A 13501-nucleotide genomic window follows, 5' to 3' on the forward strand; every position below is an offset into this window, starting at 1 on the left:
CGGATGTAGCTCAGTTGGTTAGAGCGCCGGCCTGTCACGCCGGAGGTCGCGGGTTCGAGTCCCGTCATTCGCGCCACCCTTCTTTATGATAGGGTTGGAAGGCGCCCTCCCCTCGGTTTACGGACGACCGTCACGCTCCGGCGTAACGATGCGGATGTAGCTCAGTTGGTTAGAGCGCCGGCCTGTCACGCCGGAGGTCGCGGGTTCGAGTCCCGTCATTCGCGCCACCGTCCAGTGGTTTCCCCTCAAATCGAGAATAGCAGTCGCAACACCTTGTGTTGCTGTCTCGCTGCGCCATGTAGCGGACATGACCCGTCCTGCTTACCCGCCCTTCTCCGTCCTCGACCTCGCGCCCGTTCCGCAAGGCACGCCCGTGGGCCAGGCTCTCAACAACAGCCTGGATCTCGCGCGCCACGCCGAATCTCTCGGCTTCCATCGCTACTGGCTGGCCGAGCACCACAACATGCCGGGAATCGCCAGCGCCGCGACGGCCGTGGTGATCGGCCATGTGGCTGGCGGGACGTCCTCGATTCGGGTCGGTTCGGGCGGCGTGATGCTGCCCAATCACGCGCCCCTGATGATCGCCGAGCAGTTCGGGACGCTCAACGCCCTCTATCCGGGCCGCATCGACCTGGGCCTCGGTCGCGCGCCGGGCACGGATCAGGCCACGATGCGGGCCCTGCGCCGCTACGCCGGGGCGGTTGATTCGTTTGCCCAGGACGTCGTCGAGCTGCAGCACTGGTTCAAGCCGGCTGATCCGGACCAGAGCGTCCGCGCCGTGCCGGGCGAAGGCCAGAACGTGCCGATCTGGATGCTGGGCTCCTCGACCTGGGGCGCGCAGCTGGCCGCGGCGCTGGGCCTGCCCTACGCCTTCGCGGCGCACTTCGCCCCCGACGCCCTGCTGGACGCCCTCCTCCTCTATCGCCGGCACTTCAAGCCGTCCGAAACCTTGGACAAGCCGTACGCCATGGTCTGCATCGGCGTCTGCGCGGCGGATACCGACGAGGAGGCCATGCGCCTCTCCACCTCGACTCAGCAGCAGTTCCTGGCCCTGCGTCGCGGCCGTCCGGGCCTGCTGCCGCCGCCGGTCGACGATATTCGCGAACATGCCTCGCCGGCCGAGCTGGCGGGTCTGGACCACACCTTCCAGTATTCGGCGATCGGCTCGCCCGAGACCGTGAAGCGCAAGATCGACCGGATCCTGGAGATGACCCAGGCCGACGAGCTGATTGCAGCCTCGCAGATCTACGATCACACAGCCCGCAAGCGCAGCTACGAGATCTTGGCCGGCCTCAGAGCCTAGTGGTCGCGGAGTTGGGTCAGCGCGCCGAACGCGCGACGCCCGGTCAGTCCGCCATAGATGGCGCAGAGCTGGCTGAAGACGGCGTCCCAGCCGTGGCGCTCGACAGCGCGGCGCCGAGCAGCGGCCGAAACCAGCGCGAGGTCACGCGCGAACAGCGCCTCGATGGCCTCGGCGAAGGCCGCCGGTTCCGAGGCCGTGGCCAGTTGGCCGACTTCGTCATCGACGGATTCGGCCACGCCGCCGGCGGCGACGCCGACCACGGGCAGGCCACAGGCCATGGCCTCCAGGACGACCAGGCCGAACGGCTCGTTGTCGTTGGCGTGGACGAAGGCGTCGCAGCTGGCCAGCACGCCGGCCAGTTCAGCAGGATCGCGGACATAGTCCAGGCACAGCGCCCGGTCACTGACGGGCGCTCCGCCGCCCGCGCCGACGAACAGCAGCTTGTAGGGCGCGCCGAGCCGCTCGACCGCGCTGACCAGCACGTCCAGCTTCTTCTCCCGCGCGGGACGGCCGGCAAAGACCAGCAGCCGCTCGTCCGGCGAGACGCCCAGTCGGCGGCGCAGACCATCTCGATCGGCGCGCGACGGGTGGAAGAGCTCGGTATCGACGCCTAGCGGCAGGCCGATGGCGTTGTGGACGCCGGCCTCGACCAGACGGCTGGCGATGAAGCGGCTGGGCGCCACGGCCTGGTCGAACTGGCGATAGATCGCGGCCCAGCGTTTCTGAACCGGCTTCTCGGCCCACTCACCGATGTGCAGCGCGGCCAGCTTGCCAAGATCGGTGTGACAGAAGCCGACGACCGGCACGCCAAGGGCGTCGCCCGCCCTCAGGGCGGCGAGACCCGGCGTATAGGGATCGCCGGCCTCGATGATGTCGGGGCGCTGACGGATCAGGCGGTCCATCCAGGCTGCCTTGACGACGGGCCAGCGATAGCCTGCCCCGAACGGCAGCGGCGCCGCGTAAATGGAGACCCTCCCCTGCCCGTCGTAGGAATCGCGCGCGCCCGGCACCACCAGGGTGTGGCGGACCTCCGGGCGGTTGGCGGCGAGCCAGGCGCGCTTCGAGGACAGGTAACGACGAACCCCGCCCGAGCGCGGGGCGTAAAGCATGGTGGTGTCGACGAGACGGGTGACCTCGTCAGCCGGCGGATTGATCTCGACAAAACCGCGCAGGCCGGATGGCCGGGTCGATCTCGTGTCCGTCACGCCGATTCCTCATCGTTACAGCAGGCCCCCCATACGGCCCTTGAACGATAAAGCTTTTGCGACAGCTAGGGTTCCTCGCCGTTCCCGGACGATTTTAACCCAACGCCCCGTCGCGCCAGGGCCTCGCGCAGCAGGATTTCGACCTGAGCATTGACGCTTCGCAACTCGGCGCCGGCCAGCCGCTCGACAGCGGCAAGCACATCGGGGCGGACGCGCATCAGGAACGCGCGCCGTCCGCCTCGGTCGCCCTTTGGCGCTTCACTGGGATTCCCGGCCACGTCAGCCGTACAGCGTGCCGGTGTTGACGACAGGCTGAGCCTCGCGGTCGGCGCACAGCACCACAAGCAGGTTGGAGACCATCGCGGCCCGACGGTCGTCGTCCAGCTCGACCACGCCACGCTCGCTGAGCTGGCTCAGCGCGCTCTCGACCATGTCGACGGCGCCGGCCACGATCGTGCGGCGCGCGGCCAGCACGGCCTCGGCCTGCTGGCGCTTCAGCATCGAGCCGGCGATCTCTGGCGCATAGGCCAGGTGCATCAGATGGGCCTCGTCGATGGCGACGCCGGCCACGGCGCAACGCAGTTGCAGATCCTTCTGCAGGCGGTCGCCGACCTCCTCGGCATGAGCACGCAAGGTCGGTTCGCCCTCCTCGGCATGGTCGTAAGCGTAGTGCGAGGCGACCTCGCGCAGACCTGTTTCAATCTGGATGTGCACGAACTTGGCGTAGTCATCGACGTCGAACAGGGCTTGGGCCGAGTCCTGCACCCGCCAGACGATGTTGGCGGCGATCTCGATCGGGTTGCCGCGCTTGTCGTTCACCTTCAGCGTCTCGCTGGTCACGTTGCGGACGCGCAGGCTGATCTTCTTGCGGCCGTACCAGAACAGGATCCAGCGCAGGCCGGTCTTGCGATCGGTGCCGACATAGGTGCCGAACAGAGTGACCACGAAGGCTTCGTTGGGCTGAAGCGAATAGAAACCGCACGAGACCAGCAGGAACAGCAGGATCAGCGCGACGCCGATCAGGGGGATGTCCTGCGAGAACGCCCAGATCCCGCCGCCCAGCAGGAACGGCAGGGCCAGCAGCGGCAGGCCGCCGCCCATCCCGCCATGGGGACGTTCGGTGGTGCGATTGATCGTGTGGGTCTCGGACATGGCGCTCCTCCAGCGGTGCGATCAGAGTGATATCACTTTGATCGCAACTCGCAAGGTAGAGTTTGTGCATACGCCATCACGCTCCGGTGACGGTTCCGGAGCCCCTGCGATCAAACGGGAGGAGGAAGGATGGTGGGCAGTGAGGGGATCGAACCCCCGACCCTCTCGGTGTAAACGAGACGCTCTACCGCTGAGCTAACTGCCCTCTTGGGTCGGCGTGTCTAGCCGCACACGGCCGCTGCGCAAAGCGCAAAACGAAAAGGCGGACCGTCAGCCCCCTGACGCCCCGCCTTAGCTTAAGCTGAAAAAACTGATTTAGCCGTTGAGCGAAGACTTCAGGCCTTCGCCGACCTGGAAACGCGCGGTCTTCGATGCGGGACGGTTCACCGTCTCGCCGGTGCGCGGATTTCGGGCGGTGCCGGCGGCGCGGGTCACGGCCTTGAAGGTGCCGAAGCCGACCAGGCGAACGTCCTTGCCCGACTTAAGGGAGTCGGTGACGGCGTCGATGAAGGCTTCCAGAGCGTCCTTGGCCTGGTTCTTGTTGATGCCCGCCTTCTCGGCGATCGCCGTAACGAGTTCGGCTTTTGTGGTCATGTTTTTCTCCCAGCCTGAGCGGCGCCGCTTTTTCGCTTACGGGGCTTCGCTCGGCGGGGATTATGGCGGTTGAAAATGCCCCGTCAAACGCGAGTGGCGCGGGAATCTCCCGCGCCACATAAGTTATCGACGATTACTTGCGTCTAGTGGGTCAGGACGGCGTCGCTGTCACCCTCCTCTTTCTTCGCAGATGCAGCAATCGGCTCGTCGGCCTCGTTCCACTCGACCGGCGTCAGCGGGCCCGTGAGGCCGTGCTTGAGCACCTCGTCCATGGTCGAGACCGGGATGATCTCCAGGCCGTCCTTGACGCTCTGGGGCACATCCGCGAGGTCCTTCTCGTTCTCCTGCGGGATCAGCACAGTCTTCACGCCGGAGCGCAGAGCCGCCAGCAGCTTCTCCTTCAGGCCGCCGATGGCGGTGACCCGGCCGCGCAGGGTGATCTCGCCGGTCATGGCGATATCCTTGCGGATCGGGATGCCGGTCAGCACCGAGACGATGGCCAGACCCATGGCCGCGCCGGCGGACGGACCGTCCTTGGGCGTGGCGCCGTCCGGCACGTGGATGTGGACGTCGGTCTTCTCGAACACCGGCGGCTTGATGCCGAACTGCACCGAGCGCGAGCGGACGTAGCTGTTGGCCGCCGAGATCGACTCCTTCATCACGTCCTTGAGATTGCCGGTGATCGACATGCGACCCTTGCCCGGCATCTTCACGGCTTCGATGGTCAGGATATCGCCGCCGAACTCCGTCCAGGCCAGGCCGGTGACGATGCCGACCTGGTCGACTTCGTCGGTCTCGCCGTAACGGTACTTCTGGACGCCGGCGTACTTGGCCAGACGCGCATCGTCGATGGTGATCGTGGTCAGCTTCTCGCGCGCCAGGTCACGGACCGTCTTGCGGGCCAGGCCGCCTAGTTCCCGCTCCAGCGACCGCACGCCGGCTTCCCGGGTGTAGTAGCGGATCAGGTCGCGGATCGCCTTGTCCGGTACGATGAACTCGGCCGGCTTCAGGCCGTGGTCCTTCGACAGCTTCGGCAGGATGTGCCGCTTGGCGATCTCCAGCTTCTCATCCTCGGTGTAGCCGGGGATGCGGATGATCTCCATGCGGTCCAGCAGCGGCTGGGGCATGTTCAGGCTGTTGGCCGTCGTGACGAACATCACCTGCGACAGGTCGTAGTCGACCTCCAGGTAGTGGTCGCCGAAGGTCGAGTTCTGCGACGGATCGAGCACTTCCAGCAGCGCCGAGGCGGGGTCGCCGCGGTAGTCGCTGCCCATCTTGTCGATCTCGTCCAGCAGGACGAAGGCGTTCGTGGTCTTGGCCTTCTTCATCGACTGGATGACCTTGCCAGGCATCGAACCGATGTAGGTGCGGCGGTGACCGCGAATCTCGGCCTCGTCGCGCACGCCGCCGAGGCTCATGCGCACGAACTCGCGGCCGGTCGCCTTGGCCAGCGACTTGCCCAGCGAGGTCTTGCCGACGCCCGGAGGGCCGACGAGGCACAGGATCGGACCCTTCAGCGAATTGGTCCGGGCCTGAACGGCCAAGTACTCGAGGATCCGTTCCTTGACCTTCTCCAGACCGTAGTGGTCGGCGTCGAGGATTGTCTCGCTCTCGACCATGTCGATCTTCTTGGTCTTGGCCTTGCCCCACGGGATCGACAGCAGCCAGTCCAGATAGTTCCGGACCACGGTGCTCTCGGCCGACATCGGGCTCATGTTGCGCAGCTTCTTCAGCTCGCCCTCGGCCTTGGTGCGGGCTTCCTTGGAAAGCTTCGTCTTCTTGATGCGCTTTTCGAGATCGATGAGCTCGTCACGCGAGTCGTCCGGGTCGCCCAGCTCGCGCTGGATCGCCTTCATCTGTTCGTTCAGATAGTACTCGCGCTGGGTCTTCTCCATCTGGCGCTTCACGCGCGAGCGGATCTTCTTTTCGACCTGCAGGACCGAGATCTCGCCTTCCATCAGGGCGAAGACCTTCTCCAGGCGCTTCACGACGTCGAAGATTTCCAGCAGGTGCTGCTTGTCGCCGATCTTCACCGACAGGTGGGCGGCGATGCTGTCGGCCAGCTTGCCCGGCTCGGCGATCTGCGGGATCGACGCCAGGGCCTCCGGCGGCACCTTCTTGTTCAGCTTCACATAGTTTTCGAATTGCTCGACGACCGCGCGCGACAGCGCCTCGGCCTCGGGACCGGCGCCTTCGTCTTCGCTGACTTCACCGATCTGGGCTTCGTAGAACGATTCCTGGTCAGTGAACGACACGACGGCCGCGCGGCCCCTGCCCTCGACCAACACCTTCACGGTGCCGTCAGGCAGCTTCAGCAGTTGCAGCACGGTGGCCAGCACGCCGACGTCGAAGATGTCGCCCGGCGCCGGATCATCGTCGGCCGAGTTCTTCTGCGTCACCAGCAGGATCTGCTTGTCGCCGCGCATCACTTCCTCGAGGGCGCGCACGGATTTGTCGCGGCCTACGAAGAGCGGGACCACCATGTGCGGGAAAACAACGATGTCCCGCAGCGGCAAGACAGGAAGCGTACGTAGTTCGGACATGTTCTCAATACTCCCGGCCTGAAGCGCCACGCGGACGCTTGGCCATGCGGGCCGCCGTAACTTCAGACGATGCGCCTGAGTCGAACGGCCCGTCCGCCCGGGACTGGGCGAATGGTCGTTATTTATGTGGACGTTTTACAACACGGTTCAAGCGTACTCGCCCGACAGCGGCGACAGGTCGCGCGTCACCGGCCAAGCTGAAGGAGACATGCCCTTCAACGCCCAGCCTGGAGGCAAGTTCGACTAAACTCCCGTCCCAGCGCGACTTTTGCTCGCTCAAGCTGGGCGTGGCGCCGAAGCCGCACCGGTGGTCCAACGGGTTTACGAAACCGGGTTATCCACGAAAAAGGCGCGCCCTTGTTCAAAAGGCGCGCCTCAATTTCGTGGCGAAGCTGCGGTTTAGGCCGAAGCCGCCCCGCCCTTCTTCTCGGCGTAGATCAGCAGCGGCTGGGCCCGGCCTTCGACGACCTCGGCATTGACCACCACTTCCTCGACGCCCTCGTAGTTGGGCAGCTCGAACATGGTCTCCAGCAGGATGCCTTCCATGATCGACCGCAGGCCGCGGGCGCCGGTCTTGCGGGCGATGGCCTTCTTGGCGACGCCCGAAAGCGCGTCCTCGGTGAAGGTCAGGCCGATGTTCTCCATCTCGAACAGGCGCTGGTACTGCTTGACGAAGGCGTTCTTCGGCTCGGTCAGGATCTTGATCAGGGCGGTCTCGTCGAGATCCTCCAGGGTCGCGACCACCGGCAGACGACCGATGAATTCTGGGATCAGGCCGAAGCGCTGCAGATCGTCGGGCTCGACGTTCCGCAGGATCTCGCCCGTGCGTCGCTCTTCCGGATCGGTGACCTTGGCGCCGAAGCCGATCGACTTGGCCGCGCCGCGCGCCGAGATGATCTTCTCGAGCCCGGCGAACGCGCCGCCGCAGATGAACAGGATGTTCGTCGTGTCGACCTGCAGGAACTCCTGCTGCGGATGCTTGCGCCCGCCTTGCGGCGGCACGGAGGCGACGGTGCCTTCCATGATCTTCAGCAGGGCCTGCTGCACGCCTTCGCCCGACACGTCGCGGGTGATCGACGGATTGTCGGACTTGCGGCTGATCTTGTCGATTTCGTCGATGTAGACGATGCCGCGCTGAGCGCGCTCGACGTTGTAGTCGGCGGCTTGCAGCAACTTCAGCACGATGTTCTCGACGTCTTCGCCAACGTAACCGGCTTCAGTCAGCGTCGTGGCGTCGGCCATCGTGAAGGGCACGTCGATGATTCGGGCCAGCGTCTGGGCCAGCAGCGTCTTACCCGTACCAGTCGGACCGACCAGCAGGATGTTCGACTTGGCCAGTTCGACGTCGTTGTTCTTCGACGCGTGGTTCAGGCGCTTGTAGTGGTTGTGGACAGCAACCGCGAGGACCTTCTTGGCGTGACCTTGACCAATCACGTAGTCGTCCAGGACTTCGCAGATCTCGCGCGGCGTCGGGACGCCGTCCTTGGACTTCACGAAGGCGATCTTGTGCTCTTCGCGAATGATATCCATGCAGAGCTCGACGCATTCATCGCAAATGAACACCGTCGGTCCCGCGATGAGCTTGCGCACCTCGTGTTGGCTCTTTCCGCAGAAAGAACAGTACAGGGTGCTCTTGGTGTCGCCGCTCGCGGCTTTCGTCATGATCAGTTCTCACGCTATGGCGACTAACGGCTTACGCCGTCGACGCCCCTCCGAGCGCATCGCCGCCACCGAAGCAAGCAGGATATACGCCGGGAGTTGTCTAATCCTTGACATTCCCCGATCCGCGCCTGGTTCACAACCCTTTGCAGCTTGTTTCAAGCTCCAAACGCCCGAACCGGCCGGAACGTGTCATGGCCTCGTCATCTAAATTGGGCGATTGGCGCTCGGGCGCAAGCGTTAGGCGCCTTAGGCCTTACGGCGACCGGTGGAAGACCGTATTACCAAGTAAGGAATCGTAGGGTCGAGCGCGACGAGCGCGCTCAGTGGGAAGGTCGATGGCGAAGCGTACGTTGATGTCAAAAGGCTTGAGCGCCTCGCGCCCGATGACCGGCGACATGGGCGACGAGCCCGCCCTGGTCGCCTTCGATTTCGACGGCACCCTAACCGTCAAGGACAGCTTCAACGCGTTCCTGAAATGGCGCGCGGGTCCCGGTCGCTGGACGCGCGGCGTGCTGCGCCTGACCCCGTCCCTGATCGCCTACGTGTTCGATCGTAACCGTGGAAAACTCAAGGCCGCCGCGGTTCGCGAGTTCATGAAGGGCGCCACGGTCGAGCAGATCGAGAACGACGCCAGGACCTTCGCCCAGACCTTCGCCCCGTCGCTGCTGCGTCCCGACGCGGTCGCGGTCTGGCGCTCGTGGCGGGCCAAGGGCGCCAAGCTGGTGATTGTCACTGCCTCTCCCGAGATCACCGTCGCGCCGTTCGCCCGGGGCTTGGGCGCCGACATGCTGATCGGCACGCGCCTGATCACCAACGAGGACGGTCGCATTCTGGGCGGTCTCGACGGGAACAACTGCCGGGCCAAGGAAAAGGTGCTTCGGCTGCGCGAGGTGTTCGGCCCCGACATGCACCTGACGGCGGCCTATGGCGACACCTCGGGCGACACCGAAATGCTCGCGATCGCCGACGAGAAGGGCTACCGCGTCTTCCGGGGCAAGCCGCTGCACTGAGCGGATTTGCCGCAGGGTTCGAGACAAGGAAAAAGCCGCCGATCCGGAGATCGGCGGCTTTCTTGTTTTCCGTGCCGAAAGCTTACTCGGCGATGTCCGGGCCATCGCGGCTTTCGTTGATGTGGTCGATCAGACCCCAGGCCTTGGCTTCCTCGGCGCTCATGAAGTGGTCGCGGTCCAGCGTGCGCTCGACCTCTTCATAGGTGCGGCCGCAGTGCTTGACGTAGATTTCGTTCAGGCGACGCTTGGTCTTGATGATGTCCTCGGCGTGGCGCTCGATATCCGAGGCCTGGCCGCGGAAGCCGCCCGAGGGCTGGTGCACCATGATGCGCGAGTTCGGCAGGCTGATGCGCTGACCGGCGGCGCCGGCGCACAGCAGCAGGCTGCCCATCGAGGCGGCCATACCCATGCACACCGTCGAGACCGGGCTCTTGATGTATTGCATGGTGTCGTAGATCGCGAGACCGGCCGTCACCACGCCGCCCGGCGAGTTGATGTACATGGCGATCTCTTTCTTGGGGTTCTCCGACTCCAGGAACAGCAGCTGGGCGCAGATCAGGCTGGCCATGCCATCTTCGACGGGACCCGTCAGGAAGATGATCCGCTCCTTGAGCAGGCGCGAGAAGATGTCGAACGCGCGCTCACCGCGGCTGGTCTGCTCGACCACCATCGGAACCAGGTTCATGGCCGTCGCCATCGGATCGTACATCATTGGGGTTCGCCCTTTGTCGTGTGTCTCTGGCCTTCGCGGATCGGAGCGGCTCGAAAACGAATCAGCCCCCGCGCGCCGTCGCTATCGCATATCGCGTGGCGCTTAACAGGTTGCAAGGAGCCGGCGGTTTCGTTGCGATACGAAAAAGGCGCGGCCCTCGCGGACCGCGCCTTGATCGTTTCAGCCTCGGCTGGCCTTAGCCGCCGTAGCCTTCCGGCAGATCGTCGTCTTCCAGGAGCTCTTCCTTCGAGACTTCCTTTTCGTCGACCTTGGCCTTGCCGAAGATCAGGTCGACGACCTTGTCTTCGTAGATCGGCGCGCGCAGGGCGGCCTGCAGGTCGCTGCGCTGACGGTACATGTCGAACACCTGCTGGGCTTGCGCGCCGTACTGGCGAGCTTCGCGCATGATGGCGTCGGTCAGTTCCTGGTCGGTGACGACCACGTCGTTCTTGCGGCCGATTTCCGCCAGGACCAGGCCCAGACGCACGCGGCGCTCAGCGATCTTGCGATACTCGTCCTTCAGCGTGTCTTCCGACTTCTCGGCGTCTTCCGGCGGCAGGCCGCCACGGGCCTTGTCGGCCTCGACCTGTTGCCAGATGCCGGCGAACTCGGCGTCGACCATGCGCGGCGGCAGCGGGAAGTCGTGCTTGGTGTCCAGCACGTCCAGCAGGGCGCGCTTCAGCTTGAAGCGCGAGCTGTTGTCGTAGCGGCTGGCCAGGTTCGACTTCAGCAGCTCGGTCAAGGCGGCCAGATCCGACAGACCCAGGCGCTTGGCCAGCTCGTCGTCCGCCTTGCCGTCGACCGGGGCGCGGACTTCGGTGACCTTGGTGGCGAACTCGGCGGCCTTACCGGCCAGATCCTTGGCTTGGTACTCTTCCGGGAAGGTGACCTTCACGACGATCTCGTCGCCCGGCTTGGCGCCGACCAGTTGCTCTTCGAAGCCCGGGATGAATTGGCCCGAACCCAGGACCAGCTCAGCGCCTTCGGCCTTGCCGCCGGCGAACTCGACACCGTCGACGGTGCCGACGAAGTCGATCAGCAGTTGGTCGCCGTCCTTGGCCTTCAGGCTCTTGCCCGTGCGCGGCTCGTAGGTGCGGGCCTGCTTGGCCAGTTCGTCCAGCGACTCTTGAACTTCTTCGTCCGAGATCTTGTAGACCGGCTTGGTCAGTTCGATCGTGGTCGGGTCGATAGGCTCGAACTCCGGCATCACTTCGACGGCCAGTTCGAAGGCCAGGTCTTCGCCGCCGGCGATGACCTTTTCCATGTCCGAGGTCGGGTTCAGCTCGGGCTGACCGGCCGGACGCAGCTTGTTCTCCTCGAGGACCTTCGTGGTCGTCTCGTTCAGAGCCTGCTCGATGACTTCGCCCATCAGGCCCTTGCCATACAGGCGGCGAACGTGGGCCGTCGGCACCTTGCCCGGACGGAAACCCTTCACGTTCATCTGCGGGGCGACTTCGGCGATCCGCGCTTCCAGACGCGTAGCCAGTTCACTCGCGGGAACCGTAACGCCAAAAACGCGGCTGAGGCCTTCGCCCGACTTTTCAACGATCTGCATCGACATTCTTATTTCTCGGGTCCGGGGCGCCGGGCGCCCGAGCTCCGCCCTGGGGTCCAAAAGATCGACGCCGCCCGCGAGAGCCGGGGGCGGCGAAAGAGCGCCCTTATGTCACGACGTGCGCGAGCATCCAAGAGCACCGGCGATAAAACTCACGCGGGCCTTGAGGGCCCGATGAGAATGGTGGTGCGGATGAGAGGACTCGAACCTCCACGCCTCTCGGCGCCAGAACCTAAATCTGGTGCGTCTACCAGTTTCGCCACATCCGCGTGGGTCCGGCATTACGGACTTGAACTCCGGTGCGCAAGCCCGCTCAGCGCTTGGCGTACAGTTCGGCGAGCACCGCGGGCGCCAGGTCCGGCAAGTCCTCGGCGATCAGGCCTGGTCCATGGCGCGCGCCGCACTCGGCATGGATCCAGGCGCCGGCGCAGGCCGCCTCGAAGCTCTCCATGCCCTGGGCGACCAAGCCGCCGATGAAGCCTGCCAGCACGTCCCCCGAGCCCGCCGTGGCCAGCCAGGGCGTTCCGTTCAGCAACACCGCGGCGCGGCCATCCGGCGCGGCGACCACGGTGTCGGGACCTTTCAACAGCACGACCGCCCCTGCCCGCCTGGCCGCCTCGCGGGCAGCCGTGATGCGTTCGGGCGACCTGGCGAGCAGACCGGGGAAGATGCGCTCGAACTCGCCGGGATGCGGGGTCAAGACGTCGTCGCGGTCGAGGCAGGCGAACAGCGCCTCCGGATCGTGCCGGAAGCTGGAGAGGGCGTCGGCGTCGACGACCAGGGCCGCGCCGGTGCTGGCCAGGGCCTGGAGGTTGCGGGCGGTCGTCTCCCCCACGCCTGCGGCCGGGCCGATGATCACCGCGTCGGCCTCTTCGGCGGCGATGGCCAGGTCGGCCTCGGCCCCGAACGGCGCCAGCATGATCGCCTCGAGGTGAGCGGCGTTTGTCGCCAGAGCGCCCGGCGGCGACAGCACGGTCACCACGCCCGCGCCGATCCGCAAGGCTCCACGCGCCGAGAGCCTCGCCGCCCCGGTGCTCCACATCTCGCCGCTGATCACCTTCAGCCGACCACGCGTGTGCTTGTGGGCGTCCAGCGCCGGCCACGGAAACCGCCTACCCCACAGTTCGGGATCGTTCTCGAACAGGTCCGGCTCGCCGACCGAGAGCAAGCCGATGTCGGCCACGATGATCTCGCCGCACGCCTTGCGGCCCTCGATCAGCACGTGGGCCGGTTTGCGGCGGTGGAAGGTCACCGTCAGGTCGGCGCGGAACGCTGTATCGCCAAGCGGGCGGCCGGTGTCGCCATGGATCCCGGAGGGCGTGTCGACCGCGACCATGGTCAGCGCCCGATCCTGGCTCGCGCGCGCCAGACCCGCCACCGCGCCCTCGAGCGGACGCGCCAGACCGGCGCCGAACAACGCGTCTATATAGAGAGCGTCCTGAGTCGGCTCGGCCGACAGCGAGCGAACCTCGCCCTTCCAGCGCGACGCGGCCCAGCGGCAGGCGTCCGAAGACGGTGGATAGGCGGCCTCGACAACGACCTGCCAGCCATGCCGGCGCAGATGTCGCGCGGCGACATAGCCGTCACCGCCATTATCGCCAGGCCCACACCAGATCACGACCGGTCGGCGGCCATAGCGAGCGCGGACCGCTTGAGCCACCGCCTCACCGGCTCGCTCCATCAGGACCGGTGTAGACGTTCCCCTCGCCACGGCGGCGCGGTCGGCGGCCGACATCTGGACGACGGTCAGGATTTCTCGAACCAC

At 65.7% G+C, this 13501-nt stretch carries 11 protein-coding genes and 3 tRNA genes; 3 read left to right on the top strand and 11 right to left on the bottom strand.

Going from position 1 to position 13501, the window contains the following annotated elements; genetic code table 11:
* Positions 1-150 precede the first annotated feature (150 nt).
* Positions 151-227, top strand: a tRNA-Asp gene (locus AC07NN_RS09205).
* Positions 228-289: 62 nt separating this feature from the next.
* A complete protein-coding gene (locus tag AC07NN_RS09210) occupies positions 290-1303 on the top strand; it encodes an LLM class flavin-dependent oxidoreductase (protein ID WP_494640062.1) in 1014 nt (337 codons plus the stop codon).
* Here AC07NN_RS09210 and AC07NN_RS09215 read toward each other — a convergent pair.
* From AC07NN_RS09215 to clpX, 7 genes are all read right to left on the bottom strand, one after another.
* Positions 1300-2475 (bottom strand): glycosyltransferase family 4 protein, encoded by a 1176-nt coding sequence (locus AC07NN_RS09215; protein WP_494640063.1) that lies wholly within the window; start codon positions 2473-2475, stop codon positions 1300-1302. The two genes, AC07NN_RS09210 and AC07NN_RS09215, sit on opposite strands and share 4 nt — an antisense overlap.
* 98 nt (positions 2476-2573) lie before the next feature.
* Entirely contained in the window at positions 2574-2726 is a 153-nt protein-coding gene (locus tag AC07NN_RS09220) for a type II toxin-antitoxin system antitoxin (protein ID WP_494639810.1), read from the bottom strand.
* Between the two features lie 61 nt (positions 2727-2787).
* Positions 2788-3660 (bottom strand): SPFH domain-containing protein, encoded by an 873-nt coding sequence (locus AC07NN_RS09225; protein ID WP_494639812.1) that lies wholly within the window; start codon positions 3658-3660, stop codon positions 2788-2790.
* A 130-nt stretch (positions 3661-3790) separates the two neighbouring features.
* A tRNA-Val gene (locus AC07NN_RS09230) sits at positions 3791-3865 on the bottom strand.
* Between the two features lie 110 nt (positions 3866-3975).
* Positions 3976-4254, bottom strand: a complete 279-nt coding sequence (locus AC07NN_RS09235; RefSeq protein ID WP_494639814.1) for an HU family DNA-binding protein — start codon at positions 4252-4254, stop codon at positions 3976-3978.
* A 143-nt stretch (positions 4255-4397) separates the two neighbouring features.
* Positions 4398-6797: an endopeptidase La gene (gene lon / locus AC07NN_RS09240; protein WP_494639816.1), complete on the bottom strand. Its 2400-nt coding sequence runs from the start codon at positions 6795-6797 to the stop codon at positions 4398-4400.
* Positions 6798-7196: 399 nt separating this feature from the next.
* Complete coding sequence (gene clpX, locus AC07NN_RS09245; protein ID WP_062099914.1) at positions 7197-8459, bottom strand: ATP-dependent Clp protease ATP-binding subunit ClpX; 1263 nt, start codon at positions 8457-8459, stop codon at positions 7197-7199.
* A 335-nt stretch (positions 8460-8794) separates the two neighbouring features.
* Here clpX and AC07NN_RS09250 point away from each other — a divergent pair, with 335 nt between their 5' ends.
* On the top strand, positions 8795-9469 hold the full coding sequence (locus AC07NN_RS09250) for an HAD-IB family hydrolase (RefSeq protein WP_494639818.1): 675 nt from the start codon (positions 8795-8797) through the stop codon (positions 9467-9469).
* A gap of 82 nt (positions 9470-9551) precedes the next feature.
* Here the strand turns inward: AC07NN_RS09250 and AC07NN_RS09255 are convergent, their stop codons facing one another.
* From AC07NN_RS09255 to AC07NN_RS09270, 4 genes are all read right to left on the bottom strand, one after another.
* The gene (locus tag AC07NN_RS09255; protein WP_494639820.1) at positions 9552-10181 is read right to left on the bottom strand and encodes an ATP-dependent Clp protease proteolytic subunit; all 630 of its coding nucleotides are present in this window, start codon (positions 10179-10181) and stop codon (positions 9552-9554) included.
* A 196-nt stretch (positions 10182-10377) separates the two neighbouring features.
* Entirely contained in the window at positions 10378-11736 is a 1359-nt protein-coding gene (tig, locus tag AC07NN_RS09260) for a trigger factor (RefSeq protein ID WP_494639822.1), read from the bottom strand.
* A 184-nt stretch (positions 11737-11920) separates the two neighbouring features.
* Positions 11921-12005, bottom strand: a tRNA-Leu gene (locus tag AC07NN_RS09265).
* Between the two features lie 44 nt (positions 12006-12049).
* The gene (locus tag AC07NN_RS09270) at positions 12050-13501 is read right to left on the bottom strand and encodes an NAD(P)H-hydrate dehydratase (protein ID WP_494639824.1); all 1452 of its coding nucleotides are present in this window, start codon (positions 13499-13501) and stop codon (positions 12050-12052) included.

The organism is Caulobacter sp. GW821-FHT09H08, from assembly GCF_059415885.1.